The 17,241-nt window shown below is 71.2% G+C and carries 16 protein-coding genes and 2 tRNA genes; 6 read left to right on the forward strand and 12 right to left on the reverse strand.

Annotated elements, in window-relative coordinates:
• Window positions 1-6 precede the first annotated feature (6 nt).
• Genes FHT38_RS11655 through trxB form a run of 3 tightly spaced genes read left to right on the forward strand, consistent with a single transcriptional unit; the run spans window position 7 to window position 3,978 of the window.
• Window positions 7-1,086, forward strand: coding sequence for an FAD:protein FMN transferase (locus FHT38_RS11655; RefSeq protein WP_255488667.1), 1,080 nt, complete (start codon window positions 7-9; stop codon window positions 1,084-1,086).
• Complete coding sequence (gene dsbD, locus FHT38_RS11660) at window positions 1,083-3,002, forward strand: protein-disulfide reductase DsbD (RefSeq protein ID WP_183491867.1); 1,920 nt, start codon at window positions 1,083-1,085, stop codon at window positions 3,000-3,002. The genes FHT38_RS11655 and dsbD overlap by 4 nt, the downstream gene beginning before the upstream one ends.
• A 16-nt stretch (window positions 3,003-3,018) precedes the next feature.
• Window positions 3,019-3,978, forward strand: coding sequence for a thioredoxin-disulfide reductase (trxB, locus tag FHT38_RS11665; RefSeq protein ID WP_183491868.1), 960 nt, complete (start codon window positions 3,019-3,021; stop codon window positions 3,976-3,978).
• Between the two features lie 10 nt (window positions 3,979-3,988).
• Here the strand turns inward: trxB and FHT38_RS11670 are convergent, their stop codons facing one another.
• Window positions 3,989-4,669, reverse strand: a complete 681-nt coding sequence (locus tag FHT38_RS11670; RefSeq protein ID WP_147240563.1) for a hypothetical protein — start codon at window positions 4,667-4,669, stop codon at window positions 3,989-3,991.
• 133 nt (window positions 4,670-4,802) lie between these two features.
• Between FHT38_RS11670 and FHT38_RS11675 the strand changes: the two genes are divergently transcribed.
• Genes FHT38_RS11675 through FHT38_RS25645 form a run of 3 tightly spaced genes read left to right on the forward strand, consistent with a single transcriptional unit; the run spans window position 4,803 to window position 7,684 of the window.
• Entirely contained in the window at window positions 4,803-5,423 is a 621-nt protein-coding gene (locus FHT38_RS11675; protein ID WP_091733763.1) for an RNA polymerase sigma factor, read from the forward strand.
• The gene (locus FHT38_RS11680) at window positions 5,420-6,163 is read left to right on the forward strand and encodes a hypothetical protein (protein ID WP_183491869.1); all 744 of its coding nucleotides are present in this window, start codon (window positions 5,420-5,422) and stop codon (window positions 6,161-6,163) included. The genes FHT38_RS11675 and FHT38_RS11680 overlap by 4 nt, the downstream gene beginning before the upstream one ends.
• Before the next feature lie 3 nt (window positions 6,164-6,166).
• Window positions 6,167-7,684, forward strand: a complete 1,518-nt coding sequence (locus tag FHT38_RS25645; protein ID WP_183491870.1) for a S8 family serine peptidase — start codon at window positions 6,167-6,169, stop codon at window positions 7,682-7,684.
• Window positions 7,685-7,743: 59 nt separating this feature from the next.
• Here the strand turns inward: FHT38_RS25645 and FHT38_RS11690 are convergent, their stop codons facing one another.
• The 11 genes from FHT38_RS11690 to FHT38_RS11740 form a co-directional block, all read right to left on the reverse strand.
• Window positions 7,744-8,190 (reverse strand): SgcJ/EcaC family oxidoreductase, encoded by a 447-nt coding sequence (locus FHT38_RS11690; RefSeq protein ID WP_091733912.1) that lies wholly within the window; start codon window positions 8,188-8,190, stop codon window positions 7,744-7,746.
• 254 nt (window positions 8,191-8,444) lie between these two features.
• On the reverse strand, window positions 8,445-9,134 hold the full coding sequence (locus tag FHT38_RS11695) for a response regulator transcription factor (RefSeq protein WP_091733757.1): 690 nt from the start codon (window positions 9,132-9,134) through the stop codon (window positions 8,445-8,447).
• Window positions 9,131-10,762, reverse strand: a complete 1,632-nt coding sequence (locus FHT38_RS11700; protein ID WP_183491871.1) for a cell wall metabolism sensor histidine kinase WalK — start codon at window positions 10,760-10,762, stop codon at window positions 9,131-9,133. Before FHT38_RS11700 ends, FHT38_RS11695 begins: the two co-directional genes overlap by 4 nt.
• A gap of 30 nt (window positions 10,763-10,792) precedes the next feature.
• On the reverse strand, window positions 10,793-12,301 hold the full coding sequence (locus tag FHT38_RS11705) for a YXWGXW repeat-containing protein (RefSeq protein ID WP_183491872.1): 1,509 nt from the start codon (window positions 12,299-12,301) through the stop codon (window positions 10,793-10,795).
• A gap of 454 nt (window positions 12,302-12,755) precedes the next feature.
• Window positions 12,756-13,268, reverse strand: a complete 513-nt coding sequence (locus FHT38_RS11710; protein ID WP_183491873.1) for a hypothetical protein — start codon at window positions 13,266-13,268, stop codon at window positions 12,756-12,758.
• Between the two features lie 66 nt (window positions 13,269-13,334).
• Window positions 13,335-13,410 (reverse strand) — tRNA-His (locus FHT38_RS11715).
• 116 nt (window positions 13,411-13,526) lie between these two features.
• Window positions 13,527-15,437, reverse strand: a complete 1,911-nt coding sequence (locus tag FHT38_RS11720; RefSeq protein ID WP_183491874.1) for a peptidylprolyl isomerase — start codon at window positions 15,435-15,437, stop codon at window positions 13,527-13,529.
• A gap of 147 nt (window positions 15,438-15,584) precedes the next feature.
• Window positions 15,585-15,660: transfer RNA gene (locus FHT38_RS11725), tRNA-Val, on the reverse strand.
• Window positions 15,661-15,669: 9 nt separating this feature from the next.
• On the reverse strand, window positions 15,670-15,942 hold the full coding sequence (locus FHT38_RS11730; RefSeq protein WP_067270581.1) for an HU family DNA-binding protein: 273 nt from the start codon (window positions 15,940-15,942) through the stop codon (window positions 15,670-15,672).
• Between the two features lie 115 nt (window positions 15,943-16,057).
• On the reverse strand, window positions 16,058-16,624 hold the full coding sequence (gene pgsA / locus FHT38_RS11735) for a CDP-diacylglycerol--glycerol-3-phosphate 3-phosphatidyltransferase (protein ID WP_091733749.1): 567 nt from the start codon (window positions 16,622-16,624) through the stop codon (window positions 16,058-16,060).
• 48 nt (window positions 16,625-16,672) lie between these two features.
• The gene (locus FHT38_RS11740; RefSeq protein ID WP_091733747.1) at window positions 16,673-17,215 is read right to left on the reverse strand and encodes a hypothetical protein; all 543 of its coding nucleotides are present in this window, start codon (window positions 17,213-17,215) and stop codon (window positions 16,673-16,675) included.
• Window positions 17,216-17,241: the final 26 nt, after the last annotated feature.

Consider the following 17,241-nt stretch of genomic DNA (forward strand, 5'->3'; position numbering starts at 1 on the left):
ACGACGATGCTGCGCGACGCCACGACCTCGCCGCCCTCGGCGGCGGCCCCGGCGGCTCCCCTGCCGCCGGACGGCCCCGCCGAACGGGAGCACCGCCACGCCTTCACGGCGATGGCCTCGCCCAACGAGATCGTGCTGGCCGGCGTCCCGCCGGCGCAGGCCGCCGACGCCTGCGCCTTCGCCGAAGCCGAGGTCCGCCGCATCGAGCGCAAGTACTCGCGCTACCGCGACGACAGCGTGATCTCGGCGATCAACGCGCGCGCAGGCCGCGGCGGCGTGACCGTCGACGCCGAGACCGCCCACCTGCTCGACTTCGCCGCCGAGCTGCATCGCCAGAGCGACGGCCTCTTCGACCTCACCAGCGGCTGCCTGCGCCGCGCCTGGGACTTCAAGGCCGGCCGCGAGCCCTCGCCCGACGCGCTGGCCCTGCAGCTCGCGCGCATCGGCTGGCAACGCGTGCAGTGGGACGGCCGCGCGATCGCGCTGCCGCAGGCCGGCATGGAGATCGACTTCGGCGGCATCGGCAAGGAATACGCCGCCGACCGCGCCGTCGCGGTGCTGCGCGAACTCGGCTTCCGCCATGGCTTCGTGAACCTGGGCGGCGACCTGCGCGTGCTCGGCCCGCGTCCGGACGGCCAGCCCTGGGTCTTCGCCATCCGGCATCCGCGGCGCGGGCACGAGGTCTGCGCGCGCATCGCGCTGGGCAGCGGCGCCCTGGCCACCAGCGGCGACTACGAGCGCTTCTTCATCGCGGCCGACGGCCGGCGCTGCTGCCACATCCTCGATCCGCGCACCGGCCAGCCGGTGCGCCACTGGCAGGCCGTCAGCGTGGTCGCGCCGCTGTGCATCGCCGCCGGCGCCCTGGCCACGATGGCGATGCTGATCGGCGCGCCGGCCGCCACACGGCTGAGCACGCCGGGCGTGGGCTTCCTGCTGATCGATGCCGACGGCCACCGCCACACCCACGATCCGCAGCAACTCCTCCACACCCCGGCCGCGGGCCTGGCGACGCCGCCGTCGAACGCGTCCGCGCCGGCCCTGCACGCCACTTCCCTCCCTTCCTCCACTTTCTCCACGCCGTCATGAGATTCCTCGCCTCCTTCCTCGCCGGCGCCGCGACCGCGATCACGCTGGTCCTCGCCGCGCCGGGCAGTGCCCGCGCCGCCACCGATCAGCCGCCCTTCCTCGACGTCGTGCACGCCTTCCCCGGCCAGGCACGCGTCGAGGACGCCGGGCGCGGCCCGCTGCTGGTCCAGTTCGACGTCGCCCCGGGCTACCACCTCTACCGCGAGCGCTTCGCGATCGAGGCCGAGGGCGCAACGCTGCCCGCGCCGAGCCTGCCCGAGGGCAAGGCCGAGTTCGATCGCAACTTCAACAAGACGATGACGCTGTGGGCCGGCGCGGTCCGCATCGCACAGCCGCTGCCCGCCGGCGCGCTGCCCGCATCGTTGACGGTGCGCTTCCAGGGCTGCGCCGACCGCGGCCTCTGCTATCCACCGCAGCAGGCGCTGGTGCACCTGACGCGCGGCGGTGATGGCGCGGTGACGGCCCGCTGGGAGTCGCAGCCCGATGCGCTGACGGCGCCGGTCGATGAGCCGTCCACGTCAGCCGCACCCGCCGCTTCGGCGTCGCCCGCACCGTCCGGCGCCACGACGACGACGGCGACCGGAGCCGCACCGGCCACCGCAGCCGCCTCGGCGGACGCGCCCGTCGACCGCAGCGCCGCCGCGCTGCAGTCGGGCAGCCTGCTGCGCGTCATCGGCATGTTCCTGCTCGGCGGCCTGCTGCTGTCCTTCACGCCCTGCGTGCTGCCGATGCTGCCCATCCTGTCGTCGATCATCGTCGGCCAGGGCGCGCCGGTCTCGCGCGCCCGCGGCTTCACGCTGGCGCTGGCCTACTCGATGGGCATGGCGATGGTCTACACCGCGGCCGGTGTCGTCGCCGGGCTGCTGGGCTCGGGCTTCGCCGCCGCGCTGCAGAACCCGTGGGTGTTGGGGTCCTTCGCGCTGCTGCTGTCGGTGCTGGCGCTGTCGATGTTCGGCGTCTGGGAATTCCAGATGCCCGGCTTCATCCAGGACAGGGTCAACAACGCGTCCAACCAGCTCAAGGGCGGTCGCCACATCGGCGTGTTCCTGATGGGCGGGCTGTCGGCGCTGCTGGTGGGCCCCTGCGTCGCGGCGCCGCTGGCCGGCGCGCTGGTCTACATCAGCCAGACCCGCGACGTGGTGCTGGGCGGCTCGGCGCTGTTCGCGCTGGCCTGCGGCATGAGCGTCCCGCTGCTGCTGCTGGGCCTGTCCGCCGGCACGCTGCTGCCGCGCGCCGGCCGCTGGATGGAGCACGTCAAGACCTTCTTCGGCGTGGTGCTGATCGCGGTCGCGCTGTGGCTGGTGTCGCCGGTGCTGCCGACCGGCGCGCTGATGTTCCTGATCGGCGCCGCGGCGCTGATCCTGGCGATCTGCCTGGGCGCGTTCGAGGCCGGCAAGCCCCGCGCGCTGAAGGCCGGGGGCGCGCTGGTGGCGCTGTGGTCCATCGCGATGATCGGCGGCGCGCTCTCGGGCGGCGACAGCGTGCTGCAGCCGCTGCGCCACCTGGCGCGCGGCACCGGGTCCGCGCTGCCGATGGCCAGCGCGGAGGCGGCCGCCGCCACGCCCACGTTCGAGCGCATCACCACTGTCGCGCAGCTGGACGCGGCGCTGGCCTCGACGGACCGGCCGGTGATGCTGGACTTCTATGCCGACTGGTGCGTCGCCTGCAAGGAGATGGAGCACCTGACCTTCGCCGATCCCGCGATCGCCGCCCGGCTGCGCCAGGCGCGCCTGCTGCAGGCCGACGTCACCGCCAACAGCGCGGACGCCAAGGCCCTGCTCAAGCGCTTCCAGCTGTTCGGGCCGCCGGGGATCCTGTTCTTCGACGCCCAGGGCCGCGAGCTCGCCGCCGCGCGCACGATCGGCTTCCTGCCGGCCGATGAATTCGCCCAGCGCCTGGACCGCGCCAAGCTGTGAATCGACAGGACACCCCATGAGCACCGCCACCCGCCACACCGCCCTCCTCATCCTGGGCTCCGGCCCCGCCGGCTACACCGCCGCCCTCTACGCGGCCCGCGCCAACCTCAAGCCGCTGCTGGTCACCGGCATGGCGCAAGGGGGCCAGTTGATGACGACCACCGAGGTCGACAACTGGCCCGCCGACGTGATGGGCGTGCAGGGTCCCGAGCTGATGCAGCGCTTCCAGCAGCATGCCGAGCGCTTCCAGACCGAGATCGTCTTCGACCACATCAACAGCGTCGACTTCTCCAAGCGCCCCTTCACGCTGACCGGCGACAGCGCCGTCTACACCGCCGACACGGTGATCCTGGCTACTGGCGCCTCGGCGCAGTACCTGGGCCTGCCGTCCGAGGAGTCCTTCATGGGCCGCGGCGTCAGCGCCTGCGCGACCTGCGACGGCTTCTTCTATCGCGAGCAGGAGGTCTGCGTGGTCGGCGGCGGCAACACCGCGGTCGAGGAGGCGCTGTACCTGTCCAACATCGCCAGCAAGGTCCACCTGATCCACCGCCGCGACAAGTTCCGCGCCGAGCCCATCCTGGTCGACAAGCTGATGGACAAGGTCCGGGCCGGCAAGATCGAGCTGCACCTGTTCCACACGCTGGACGAGGTGCTGGGGGACGCCAGCGGCGTGACCGGCGTGCGCATCAGGAGCACGCAGGACGGCGCGACCACCGACGTCAAGCTGCAGGGCTGCTTCATCGCCATCGGCCACAAGCCCAACACCGAGATCTTCCGGGGGCAGATCGAACTGCGCGATGGCTACGTGCTGACGCGCAGCGGCTCCGAGGGCTTCGCCACGATGACCAGCGTGCCCGGCGTCTTCGCCGCCGGCGACGTGCAGGACCACGTCTACCGCCAGGCCATCACCAGCGCCGGCACCGGCTGCATGGCGGCGCTGGACGCGCAGCGTTTCCTGGAGCAGCAGGCCGGCTGAGCGGCCGCGGTCAGAAGGACCAGGCCACGCCGGCGACCCAGCGCTGCTGTGGTGGCACCGAGCTGTAGAGCCGCGACACGGTGAAGCGCCAGGCGCCGGCGGTGTAGCTCAGGCCGCCGTTGGCGAAGCGGTAGGAGCTGCCCTCGCCGCCCCAGGGGCTGACGATGCCCCAGCCCACGTCGGCGGCGAGCGCGCCCCACAGGCGCCGATGCCAGGTCAGCTCGACGATGGTCGCGCCGGGATGGCCGACGGCGTATCCCCGCGAGGACGACGCGGCCAGGTCCGGCGACAGCGACACCGTGCCGCCCCACTGGCCCCAGGCGCCGCCGTCCCAGAGGCTGCCGATGGAGATTTCGCTGTAGCGCAGGCGGCCCGCGCCGGGGCCGGTGTAGTCGTAATAGGCGCCGGACAGCGTCAGCGTCCGGTGGTCGTCGACCTGCCACCAGCGCGTCGCCGACACGATGGCCTCGGCGGTCGCGCCGCCGTCGGGATTGAGCGTACCCAGGCCCAGGCCCAAGGCCCAGTTGCGGTCGTCGCGGTAGAAGAAGTCGGCGGTCGCGCCGGGATGGTCGCCGCTCAGGCTCAGCCCGCGCGAGACCCGCTCCGACACCACCGACAGCGTGCCGCCCCAAGTCTGTGCATCGGCGGCGCCGGGCACCGTGGCGACGGCGGCCAGCGCGGCGATTCCCACCGCCAGCGGCCGGTCCCAGACCCGGGTTCTCCCTCTGACAAGCAGGGCGGTGACGACATTTTTAGGGGGCTCGACAACCATCGGCGGCGATTGTGGCACCCATGAACGACACTTCTGCAGAATTCGTCGCCCCATGTTTCCATCTGTTCCCAATGAGTCGGACACGGCCCTCGAGTCGCGTCTGCGCACCTGGCTGCAGGCCGCCGCGGCCGGCGACCGGTCCGGCTTCGAGCAGCTCTACCGGCATTGCCAGCCGCGCCTGTCGCGCTTCGTGCTGCGCTGCTGCGGCCGGCCCGACCTGGCCGACGAGGTCGTCAACGACGCGCTCTGGATCGTGTGGCGCAGCGCCGGCAACTTCCGCGGCGAGTCGCGCGTCTCGACCTGGATCCATGGCATCGCCTACCGCTGCATGCTCAAGGCGCTGCGCGACGGCGTGACGGCCGAGGAGATCAACGCCTCCGCCGTCCACGAAGCGGAGCTGGCCTCGGCGGAACCCGCCTTCAACGAAGCCGCCGACCGCGAGCAGCGCGACTGGGTGATGCGCGGCCTGGCGACGCTGCCGACGGAGCAGCGGGTGACGATGGAGCTGGCGTATTACCTGGGCGAGACCTGCGAGGACATCGCCCGCATCATGAATTGCGCCACCGGCACCGTGAAGGCGCGCATGTTCCACGCGCGGGTCCGGCTGCGCAACGTGCTGCCCGAGCTGGGCGGCCTCCCCCGACCCGCCAGCGGCACCGAAGGACAGCCATGAGTTCCCACGACACCCCCTCCGACGCCGGCAAGGCCAGCACCGACGCCAGCCCCGTGACACCGAACGAGCACCGCCAGGTCTGGGACACGATCGCCTGGGTCGTCGCGGGCACCGCGACGCCGGAGCAGCAGCGTCTGGTGCAGGCCCACCTGCCGCACTGCGCGCATTGCCGGGACGAACTCGCGCTGCAGCAGCGCATCCACGCGGCGATGCAGGATCCCGCGGGCATGGGCAGCGCTGGCGCCACGGCGGACGCTGACGCGATCCAGGCCGGCCTGGATCGCCTCTGGGCGCGCGACCGGGAGGCCGGACCCACGATGCCGGTCCAGGGGTCACGGGGCCGGGCCGCCAATGACGGCGGCCGCCTGACGCGCTGGCTCAGCGCCGCGGTGGCGGTGCAGGCGGTGGCGCTGTGCGTGCTGGGCCTGCGGATCTGGCCGGGCGAAGCGCCCGCCTCCGACTACGTCACGCTGAGCCAGCCGTCGACGCTGCCTTCCGGCGCAGTCGTGCGGCTGGTGCCGGAAGAGCGGGTCGACATGGGCCGGCTGCGGCAGATGCTCGCGCACCACGGGCTGCGCATCGTCGGCGCGGACGAGGACGCGAGCAGCCTGCTGCTGGCGCCCGCCATGCCCGCGGCATCGGGCGCCTCGATGCCGGCGCACGCGCTGGTGCAGCAGCTGCGCGCGGAACCCGGCGTGCTGCTGGCCGAGCCGGTGGGCAGCGCGGTCGCGGAGCGCTGAGCGGTGGCTGGAAATCGCAAGTACGCGCGACGCGGCGGCGTCGCACGCCAGCTCGTGGCGCTGGCCTCGCTCGCCGTGATGGCCGCGCCGGCCTTGGCGGCCTTGGCGGCCACACCAGGCGACGAGACCCCGCTGGCGCCGTCCACGGAGACGGTCGCGCCCGATGGCCCGTCGGCCGCGGCGAGTGCGCCGCGGGCCGAAACGCGCCGCGTGATCCTGGCCGTCGAGGACCGGGGCGAGCCCTTGTCCGGCGCGGGCGGATCGCCGCGCGGCGACTACCGCCGCATGGCCGGCTACGCGGGCAGCGCCCGCGCTTCGGCGTTGTCGGAAGCGCTGGCGCGCGACTACCACCTGCACGAGGAAGCCGCGTGGACCATCGCGCCGCTGAACCTGCGCTGCATGCTGTTCACGCTGACCGGCGACGACGACGTGGGCGCGCTGCTGACGCGCGTGCGACGCGACGCGCGCGTGAAGCTGGCGCAGCCGCTGAACGAGTTCGAGACGCTGGCCGGGGGGCCGCAGGGCGGCGAGGCCGCGACGCGGCCGGGTGCGACGGGTGGACCGTCGATCGATCCGGGCACGGCCTCGGCGTCCGCCGCGGCAGCGACCTCGCCCGGCACCACGCTCGGCACGCCCGGAGCGCCCTACAACGACCCCTACTTCGGCCTGCAGAAGGGCTTCCAGCAGATGTCCGCCGCCGCGCTGCAGCAGATCAGCGTGGGCGCGCGGGTGAAGGTCGCGGTGATCGACACCGGCGTGGATGCGCGCCATCCGGACCTGTCCGGCCAGGTCGCGCGGCAGCGGGACTACGTCTCCGGCGGCGGTGCGCTCGTCGAGGGCGTGCCCGAGCGCCACGGCACCGAGGTGATGGGCCTGATCGCCGCGCGCGCCAACAACCGCCAGGGCATCGTCGGCCTGGCGCCCGGCGCGGTGATCACCAGCTACCGCGCCTGCTGGACCGAATCGCGCGCGGAGCGGCCCGGGCCGGGCACGGCGCGCTGCAACTCGTTCACGCTGGCGCAGGCGCTGGGCGCCGCCATCGCGGACGGCGCCGACGTGATCAACCTCAGCCTGGGCGGCCCCAGCGATCCGCTGCTGACCCGCCTGGCGCGCCATGCGCAGTCGCGCGGCGCGGTGCTGGTCGCCGCGGCGCCGCCGGAGCGGCTCGGCAAGGGCTTTCCCAGCGAGGTGCCCGGTGCGCTGGTCGTGGCCAGCGCCGGCGATGCGGCCGAGGCGGACGCGGACGGCTGGCTGGTCGCGCCCGGGCGCGCGGTGCTGACGACGGTGCCCAACGGCGGTTACGACATGGACACCGGCAGCTCGCTCGCCGCCGCGAACGTCACCGGCGTCGTCGCGCTGCTGCGCGCGGCCGACCCGGTGGCCGATGCGCCGCGCCTGCGGCGCGCGCTGCTGGGTTCGATGAGCGCGACCGGCGGCATCAATGCCTGCGCGGCGGCGCGGATGCTCGGCGTGTCCGGGCTGCGCTGCGACGGCGAGGCCGCCGCGACGGCAGCCCGCTGAGCGCACTCGCCGCGCGAGGCGCCGCGCCGCTCAAGGCCCGTTGATCACGGGCTCGTCGATCAGGGACGCGTCGCCTCGGGCATCGCCGACGAGTGGTGATGCGCGATCAGCCATTGCCCGTCGCGCCACTGGTACACATAGGTGTAGCGCGCCTTGACCGAGCTGCCGTCGGCGAAGCGGAAGGTGTAGGTGCCGACGTCCTGCGCGACATTGCAGTCGATCTTGATGACGCGCTTGTCGATCGTTCCCTGCGGCTTGTTCTTCAGGAACTTCACGAAGTAGTCACGGATCTCGGCCGGCGTGGTGCGCGGCTCATTGGTGACGGTGGGCAGCAGCACGGCATCGGGCGCGTAGTTGGCGGTGACGCGATCGGGACTGCCGGTGGCCAGCGACGCATTCCAGCGGTCGAAGAGCGCCGCGATCTGCGCCCGGTCCGCGGCAACGCAACTGGCGGTGGACGCGGCCCGGTCCTGGGCCGAGGCGGTGCCGGCGGCGGCGCCGAGCATCAGCGCGGCCAGCGTGGGCACCCAGCGGGCGCGGGACAGCGGCCCCGGGCTCGAGCGGACAGCGGAGGCATCGCGGAGATGGGCGGTGACGGTCATGTAGGAAGGCTCCAGATCGATCGTTGAGAGAAGCGCCTGCTCGGCGCCGCGCCGGAAGACCCGGCGCAGGATCGATTCTGGAAAGCCCGCATGAACCCGAGCCGCACGGAAGATGAACCGAAGCGGCGATCCAGATGAACCGCAGATGAACGGGCCGGCTACTCGGCCGCGTCGTCCATCCGGTAACCCAGGCCCCGCACCGTCTTGAGCAGCGGCAGCGCGTGCCCCTCGTCGATCTTCGCGCGCAGCCGGCGCACGTAGACGTCGACGACGTTGGTGAGCGGATCGACCTGCGCGCCCCACACGTTGGCCAGGATCCGTTCACGGCTGAACAGCCGGCCCGGCGCGCTCATCAGCAGCTCCAGGAAGGCGAGCTCCTTCGCGGTCAGCGTGATGGGCCGGTCGGCGCGGCGCACCTGCATGCGCTCGCGATCGAAGGTCAGGTCGGCCACGCGCAGCACGGCGGCCTCGACCCGCTGCTCGCGCCCGCGGCGCTGCAGCGCGACGAGCCGCGCGAGCAGCTCCTCGAAGTCGAAGGGCTTGACCATGTAGTCGTCCGCGCCCAGGCGCAGGCCGCGGACCTTGTCGGCGGTGCTGTCCATCGCGGTCAGCATCAGGATGGCCGCGTGATGACCCTCGGCGCGCAGCGTCTGGCACAGGTCCAGGCCGCCCAGGCCCGGCAGCATCAGGTCCAGGATGATCAGCGCCGCCTCGCCGGTGCGGGCGCGGGCCAGGCCCTCGGGCCCGGTCGTCGCCACCTCGACCACGTAGCCCTCGGCGCTCAGCCCGCGGCGCAGGAAGTCGGCGATGCGGGCATCGTCCTCGATGAGCAGGATCTGTCGGTTCATTCGTCGTGGGCACCGGCTGTCACCAGCGGCGCGTCGTGGGAGTCGGGAAAGATGAGGTGGACGGTGGTGCCGGCGCCGACACGGCTCTCGATCTCGAGCGCGCCGCCGTGCGCGGTCAGGATGGACCGGGCGATCGACAAGCCGATGCCGGTGCCGTCGGCGCGATGGTCGCGGGCCAGCCGCCCGCGCATGAAGCGCTCGAACACCAGCGGCAGTTCGTCCTCGGGAATGCCGATGCCGGAGTCGATCACGCTGATCCGGTGCTGGCCCTCGCCAGCGGTCCAGGCGACGTGCACCGTGCTGTCCGGGCGGGAGTAGCGGATCGCGTTGTCGATCACGATGACCAGCGCCTGGCGCAGCCGGGTCTCGTCGACATGCACGTCGATGCCATCGGGCACCTCGTCCACCGCCAGCGTCAGGCGATGGACCGCGGCCAGCGCCCTCGCCTGCGCGATCGCGCCGTCCAGCAGCGTCCCCAGCGGCAGCCAGTCGCGCGCGATGTCGAGCTCGTTCGCCTCGGCCCGCGCGATCAGCAGCAGGTCGTCCACCAGGCCGGTCAGCTGCTTGACGGCGGCGACGATGCGCTGGAGCGCCAGCCGGTAGTCCTCGACCGGCAGCGCGGCCGCGCGCAGCGCGACGTCGGCCTCGCCGCGGATCACCGTCGCGGGCGTGCGCAGCTCGTGGCCGAGGTCGGCGAAGAGCTGCCGCCGGCGGTGGTCCAGCTGCTGCAGCGACTGATGCGCGCGCTCGAGTTCGCCGGTGCGGGCGCGCACCTCGTCCTCCAGGCCGCGCCGCACGGCCTCGGCGGCCTCGCGGTGCTGCTGGACCTCCTGGGCCATCGCGTTGAAGCGCCGGGCGACATGGTCGAACTCGTCGCCGCTGCCGACGGGGATGCGGTGATCGAGCCGACCGGCCTGCACCGCCTGGGCGCCCTCGAGCAGCGCATCCAGCGGCCGCTTCAGGCGCCGGCTCAGGTGCAGGCTGAGCAGGACCGCGAGCGCGAAGGTGATGCCGACCATCGCCACCGCCTGCAGCCGCAGCCGTTCGATGCCCTGCTCGGTGGCGGCGCGGGCGATCGGGACCGCCTTGCGCTGGCTCTCGATCGCACCGTTGAGCAGGTCGCGCAGGTCGCGACCGTGGGTCATGTCGAAGACCTGGTTGAGCTGGCGCCAGACGGCCTCGAAGCCTTCCCGGTCCTGGTGCGGCGTCAGCGCGCGCAGCTGGCGCCGCAACTCGACAAGGCTCTCGCCGAGCAGCGCGCTGATGTCCACCAGCTGCGTGGCCTCCGCCGGGACGGGGACGCCGTCGCGCTCGGCGATGTCCTGCCAGGACTCGAGATGGCGGCGCGTCACCTCGTCCAGGCGCCGCACGCTGGCATCCATCGCATCGAGCAGGCGCTCGCGCGCGGCGTCGGTGGCGCCCGCCCCCATCACCTGCTGGGCGGCCCAGTTGCGCAGGCGCTGCTTGTTGGCGGAAAGGTCCAGCAACTCCGACAACAGGTCGCTGGTCAGACGGCTGTGGCGCGCGTAGCCATCCACGCGCACCGTGCCCAGGTAGACGAAGCCGGCCTGGAGGCAGACCAGCGCCAGCATGGCGGACAGCGCGAGCGTGAGTCGGAGTCGGTACATGCGGCGCGATTCTAGGGATGCGCGCGCGCGTCAGCGGTCGCGGTCCTTCTCCTTTTCCTTCTCCTTCTCTCGTTCCTGCTCACGCGACCGGTCCTGCCCGTGGGCGTGCGCCCGTTCGGCGTCGCGGGCATCGCGGCGGTGGTCGTCCGGGCGACCGGCCTCGCGCGACGGCGCACTGGCCGGCGGGCGATGCGGCGCCGCGTTGCCGTCGCGTGCGTCCTCATGGCCCTGCTCGCGCGCTTGCGCCCGTTCCCATTGCTGGCGCTGCTGCTGCTGCTGCTGCTGCTGCTGCTGCAGGCGCTGCTCCTGCAACTGCCGTTCGCGTTGCTGCTGCTCTTGTTGATGCGCTTGTTGCTGGCCCCACTGCTGTTGGCGCTCTTGCTGCTGACGCTCCTGTTGCTGACGCTCCTGCTGTTGGCGTTCTTGCTGTTGGCGCTCCTGCAGCAGGCGTTCTTGTTGCTGGTGCTCCTGCTGCTGACGTTCCAGCAATTGCAGGTCGCGCTCATGCTGCAGGGCGGCGGGATCCGATGTCGGCCGCGTTGATGGCGGCAGGCCGGTCGCTGCAAGCGGCGGTGCCGGATGGCCCGGTGGCATCGGCGTTGACGCCGAGGTCGGCATGGCCTGTGGCGCTGCCCCGAAGGCGGCAGGACGTCCGCCGTTGGCAGTGGGCAGCGGCGGCGTGCTCACAGGCGGCGGCGTGGCCGCGCGGACATGCCCGAAGGTCGGCATGGCCGCGGCCAGGTGCGAGGCCGCGGGCACATCGCCATGGAAGGCCTTGCCGTCGGCGGTCGATCCGGGCGGCGCCACGATCGTGACGTTGGTGATGTTGGTGACATTGCGAACGTTGTTGACGTTCGTCGTGTTGTTCACCGTGTTGTTGATGACCGTGTGATTGATCTGCGTGGTGTTGTTCTGGATGCGCATGCCGATGTTGGTCACCGGCGGCGCGCTGACGACGACCGCCGGCGGCGTGCCGATCGGCGCCGGCACGATGAGCCCCGGACGCGACCCGGGCGGCGGCGGCACGAACACGCCCATCGGGCCGACGGGGCGGGTTCCTCCGCCGATCGCGACCTGGATCGAGAGATGCAGTCCCGGCGGCGGCGGCACGAAGGCCACGCCGCGCGCCGCCCAGAAGCCGGAGACGAACACGACGGCGCCATCGCGATGCTCGTAATAGGGCTGGACCCAGACGTCGTCGGCGCGCGGCGGCGATGCCCACCGCCCCGCGCACCAGACCCAGCGGCCTTGCCAGCCCCAATAACCGCCGGTCCAGACGGCACCGGGATAAGGCTGGGGCGGCGGCACTTCCACCAGCATCGGCGGCGGCGCGACGTCGACGAGGACGGGCGCCGGCTGCACCAGCGGCGGTTCGACCTGGACGCTGATGACGGGTTCCGGAGGGGGCGGTGTCCAGACCGGCGCGACGCGGTAGGAGGCATCGGCATGGACGACGGTGTGCGACGGCGCGACGCATCCGGCGAGGAGCGTGGCGAGCGCCGCGGTCGCCAGCGCGGTGAGACGGAAGGAGATGCGCATGGAGGGACATCCAGGGTGGCTGTGATGTCCCGCCAACGGGGGGTGGGTGCCAGTCGTTGACCCTCGAAATGGCGTTTGGTATCGGGCTGTTAGCCAGATCAAGAGGGGGTCAAGCGGGGGTCGCGCAAGCCTCAGGAAGTCGTCATGCGAGCGCGAATTTCACTTCAATGAAGCGTTGATGAGCGACTTCGCGCGCCAGCGGCATCGGGGCGCCGAAGCGAGGTCGCAATTCCGCAAGATGCAGCCGCGCCACACGAAGTGCGGAGCGCGGAGCATCCCCCTGAATTGGCGATCACGCCCCGCTGATGCCTCCGCTACATTCCTCCGCACAACAAGGTGAGGGATGGACGTATGTCGGGATGGAGCGCGTTGCTCGTGTGCGGTGGAGCGGCCGTCGTGTTGATCGGCCTGTTGGCGTTGAGCGTGCGTCGCGCGGCGCGACATGACCTGAAGCTCAGCGAGGAGGAGTTGATCCAGCGCGACAAGGACGACGCCTGGTAATCCAGGCCGCGGCCCGCTGTATCGCCGGCCGCGGCTTCGTCCGAAGCGTCAGCAGTGCCGACAGCATCGCGACCGGCACCAGGGCAATGAACAGTCCCAAACCGTAGGGCGCCAGGTCAGCGAGCTCCGGCGCGTGCAGCTGGCTGCCGTCCGGGGAGCGCCACACCTCGATTTCGGCGCCAGGGGCGTGCCGGTCGACGAAGGCCTGCGCCCGTTCCAGGTCACGGTCGACGATCCGCAACGCGTGCTGGCCGTCGACCGCGATGACCTCGAGCGCACGAGCACGGCTGCCCTTGCCTTTTCCGAAGGTCGTTTGGATCTCGATCCAGTTGGATTGAATCAAATGAACCTTGCGAAGCCGGAATGACTCCGATCGCGAGACGTGGAGGAACGCGACGATGGCCGTCATGCCAAGCATGACGACGAGCAGAAATGCCAGCAGTCTTCGAAGCGGAATGGAATTCACGGAATGACGAGCACAAAACAAAACGCCCGCAGGACTTGCGTCTTGCGGGCGTTTTCTTCTATTCGGTGGGGTGGCTGATGGGACTCGAACCCACGACAACCAGAATCACAATCTGGGACTCTACCAACTGAGCTACAGCCACCGGAGAAGCCTTAGATTATGGCTGAATTTCTCCTCTGTGGGAAGCACTTTCTGCGATTCTTCTGAAAATCATTCGAATCGCGCGAGTGCCGCCCCGATTCATTCAGCGCGACGCCCTCAGTTCGTCGGCGCGGAGGCCGCCGTCGCCGCCAGCGCCGACGGCTTGATCGTGGCCTTGTACTCGCTCTTCAGCACGTTGTAGTAGCCCGCCATCTCGGCGGCACTCCACGCCCGCGCGTACTGCTCGGCCGCGCGCTTGGGATCGATCAGCGCCGGATCGCGCGGCAGCACCTTCTCGATCTTGACGACCAGGTAGCTGCCATCGCCGACGTCCACGCCCGCATAGGCCGGCAGCTTGGACGCATCCGCGCGCAGGACCTGGTCCAGCGCCTTCTGCGGCAGCACGCCCGGCTTGGCGCGCGACACCGTCACCGGCTCGCCCAGGCCCTTCGCGTCGCCGCCCTTCTGCAGTTCGGCCAGGCGCGTCTCGCCCGCCTTCTTCGCGGCCGCCGCCGACTGGTCCTGCACCCAGGCCGCCGCGACTGCCGCCTTGACCTCGGCCAGCGCCGGCACGCGCGCGGCGTTGTACGCGACCACGCGCGCCGACACCAGTTGGTTGCCGCCCGCCTCGATCGCCGAGGTGTTGCGCTTGTTCTTCAGCGAGTCGGCATCGAACACCGCCTCCAGCAGCTTGGCCGAGGCCAGCGGGCCGGTCGCGTCCGGCGCGGCCTTGCGGCGCACCGTCGCCTTCTGGATGGCCAGCTTGAACTTGTCGGCCGCCGGCTTCAGCGAATCGCTCTGCTCATACACGGTGTTGCCGAAGTCCTCGGCCATCTCCGTGTAGCGCTTCTGCGCCAGCTGCTTGCGAAGCTCGGACTCGATCTCGGCCTTGACCGTCTCGAACGGGCGCACCTGGCCGCCGCGCAGGTCGGTCAGCATGATCACGTGGTAGCCGAAGTCGGACTGGACCACATTGCTGATCTCGCCCTTCTTCAGCGCGTACACCGCGTCCTCGAAAGGCTTGACCATCGCGCCCTTGCCGAAGAAGTCCAGGTCGCCGCCATTCGCGGCCGAGCCCGGGTCCTCCGAATTCTTCTTCGCCAGTTCGGCGAAGCCGGCCGGGTTCTTGCGTGCCTCGGCCAGCAGGGCCTCGGCCTTGGCCTTCGCCTTGGCCTTGTCCGCCGCCGACATGTCGGCACCGGCCTTGATCAGGATGTGGCTCGCGCGGCGCTCCTCGTCGCTGGTGAAGCGCGCCTTGTTCTGCTCGTAGAACTTCTGCACGTCGTCGGCGCTGACCGTCACCCCGCCCTGCAGCGCGGCGGCGTCCAGCACGACGTATTCGATGTCGGCGCTTTCGGGCAGCTGGAACCTGGCCGAGACCTTGGGGTCCTTGTAGTAGGCCTCCAGGTCCGCGTCCTTGGGCACCAGCGTCGCGGCGAAGTCCTTCGCGGCGAAGTTCTGGAAACGCAGCTCACGCTGCTGCAGCAGCGCGTCGAAGGCCAGGCCGGCGCTCGCCTGCGTGGGCAGCGCGCTCTGCGCGATCGGGCCCAGCACGCCGTTCATCTGCAGCTCCTGGCGCAGGCGCTGCAGGAAGCCGTCCACCGTCAGGCCCTGCTGGGCCAGGATCTGCTTGGCTTCCGGGCCGCGCAGCGGCGCCAGCTGAGGATCGGTGCGGACGATCTCCTCCAGTTGCGCGTCGGTGATGTTGCGGTGCTCGTCGGTCACGACCGCAGCCAGCACGCGCTCGCGCAGCAGGTTCTCCAGCACGTCCTTGCGCACTTCCGGCGAGTCGAAGACCTTCGGGTCCATCGTCGGCGCCTGCTGGCGCATGCGCTCGACCTGCTGGCGCAGCGCCGCGTCCCATTCCGCCTGCGTGATCTTGTGGCCGTCCACGCTCGCCACGGCGGTGTTGCCCCCCTCCATGAAGCGGCTGTAGCCCTCCACGCCCACCAGCACGAAGGACGGCAGGATCACGATCAGCAGCAGGAACTGGAGCAGCCGCGTGTGCTTGCGTACGAAATCAAACATCAACAACCTCGGGTCATCTCGGAAGGGTCGACGCGCACGGGCCGGTGCAGGGGCCGGCCTCGCGTCTGGCCGCCCATCGGGCGGCGTCACATACGACAAAGGCGAACCGGGGTTCGCCTTTGCGCCGCGGCATTCTAGCCTCGGGTTTGGTGGGCGCTGACGGTCTCGAACCGCCGACCTACTCCGTGTAAAGGAGCCGCTCTACCAACTGAGCTAAGCGCCCGGGAACTGGTCAGTTCACGGCGTCCTTGAGGGCCTTGCCCGGACGGAACTTCGGCACCTTCGCCGACTTGATCTTGATCGCCTCGTTCGTGCGCGGGTTGCGGCCGGTGCGCGCGGCGCGCTTCGTGACGCTGAAGGTGCCGAAGCCCACCAGCGACACCGTCCCGTTCTTCTTGAGCGTGGTCTTCACACCGCCGATCACGGCTTCCAGCGCACGCCCCGCGGCGGCCTTGGAAATGTCCGCCTGCTTGGCGATGTGCTCGATCAATTCGGACTTGTTCACGAAGGTACCCCCTCATTGGTTTGCCAGGCCGCCGAACGGCGCGGGAAGCGGATTCTAGACGCATTGCCCTCGGGCCCCGACAAGGGGGAAGTCCCGATACAAGCGGGGGGATGGCTCAGCGCACCTTGGCGCGGATCTCGGGCAGCGCCTTCTGCAGGTAATAGACCATCGACCAGATGGTCAGCACCGCGGCCAGGTAGATCAGCCAGGTGCCCCACGCGGCGGTGTTGATCACGCCGAACAGCGTGCCGTTGAAGAGCAGGAAGGGAATGGCCACCATCTGCACCGTGGTCTTGAGCTTGCCCAGCATGTGCACGGCCACCGAGCGCGACGCGCCGATCTGCGCCATCCACTCGCGCAGCGCGGAGATGGCGATCTCCCGCCCCACGATGACCAGCGCCACCAGCGCGTCGACGCGGCCCTGCTCCAGCAGCACCAGCAGCGCCGCGCAGACCAGGAACTTGTCGGCCACCGGATCCAGGAAGGCGCCGAAGGACGAGGTCTGGTTGAGCTTGCGCGCCAGGTAGCCGTCCGCCCAGTCGGTCAGGGCCACCGTGATGAACAGGACGGTGGCCAGCAGGTTTTGATGGGCGGGCGTCATCTGCAGGTGGAACACCCCGACGATCAGCGGGATGGCCACGATGCGGGCCCAGGTCAGCAGGGTTGGCAGCGTCCAGAACATGGGCGGCATTGTGGCCCAGGTTCCAGGCGGCGAACCGTGGGCTGTCGCTTAATCGTCCAGCGTGCGCGGCTTGAAGCGGCGGTCGTCGTCGAAGAGGAAGACCTCGACGAACTTCCAGGGCTTGGGTAGCCGGCTCACGTCGCCGAAAGGCGCGGCACGGCGCACGGCCGCGATGGCGACCTCGATGGTGTCCTCGGCCTGGCTCGGCTTGCGCAGCACGCGGATGTGCCGGATGGAGCCGTCCTGGTTGAGCTCGATCTCCAGCACCGGGATCGCCAGCAGCTGGGGCGGCACCTCGCCCATGTAGGTGCCATCTGGGTTGGCGGCCACCATGCGCTCGGCCGCCTGGCGCCGCAGCGCCTCGTGCGAGCTCACCGCGCGCGGCGCGGGCAGCGGCAGTCCGCGGCGCGCGACCGGCGCGGCGGGCGTCACCACGGCCTCGGGCGCCGGCGCCGCGGCCGGCGGCTGGGCCGGGGGCCGCGACGGCGCCTGCGGCGCGGGCGCCCCGCAGGCGGCCAGCATCAGCGCGAGCGCCACCTTGGCGCCCCAGCGCGCCGCGTCCCTCCCGGGGATCCGATCGATCGTTGTCATGACTCCATTCCCAACCCACCGCGCCG

This window comes from Mitsuaria sp. BK041, from assembly GCF_014193085.1.
Classification (GTDB): domain Bacteria; phylum Pseudomonadota; class Gammaproteobacteria; order Burkholderiales; family Burkholderiaceae_C; genus Roseateles.

Coding starts and splice junctions, on each gene's coding strand:
- FHT38_RS11655 (WP_255488667.1), top strand. CDS start 7: ATGCTGCGCGACGCCACGACCTCGCCGCCCTCGGCGGCGGCCCCGGCG.
- dsbD (WP_183491867.1), top strand. CDS start 1,083: ATGAGATTCCTCGCCTCCTTCCTCGCCGGCGCCGCGACCGCGATCACG.
- trxB (WP_183491868.1), top strand. CDS start 3,019: ATGAGCACCGCCACCCGCCACACCGCCCTCCTCATCCTGGGCTCCGGC.
- FHT38_RS11675 (WP_091733763.1), top strand. CDS start 4,803: ATGTTTCCATCTGTTCCCAATGAGTCGGACACGGCCCTCGAGTCGCGT.
- FHT38_RS11680 (WP_183491869.1), top strand. CDS start 5,420: ATGAGTTCCCACGACACCCCCTCCGACGCCGGCAAGGCCAGCACCGAC.
- FHT38_RS11690 (WP_091733912.1), bottom strand. CDS start 8,190: ATGCTCGGCGCCGCCGCCGGCACCGCCTCGGCCCAGGACCGGGCCGCG.
- FHT38_RS11695 (WP_091733757.1), bottom strand. CDS start 9,134: ATGAACCGACAGATCCTGCTCATCGAGGACGATGCCCGCATCGCCGAC.
- FHT38_RS11700 (WP_183491871.1), bottom strand. CDS start 10,762: ATGTACCGACTCCGACTCACGCTCGCGCTGTCCGCCATGCTGGCGCTG.
- FHT38_RS11705 (WP_183491872.1), bottom strand. CDS start 12,301: ATGCGCATCTCCTTCCGTCTCACCGCGCTGGCGACCGCGGCGCTCGCC.
- FHT38_RS11720 (WP_183491874.1), bottom strand. CDS start 15,437: ATGTTTGATTTCGTACGCAAGCACACGCGGCTGCTCCAGTTCCTGCTG.
- pgsA (WP_091733749.1), bottom strand. CDS start 16,624: ATGTTCTGGACGCTGCCAACCCTGCTGACCTGGGCCCGCATCGTGGCC.
- FHT38_RS11740 (WP_091733747.1), bottom strand. CDS start 17,215: ATGACAACGATCGATCGGATCCCCGGGAGGGACGCGGCGCGCTGGGGC.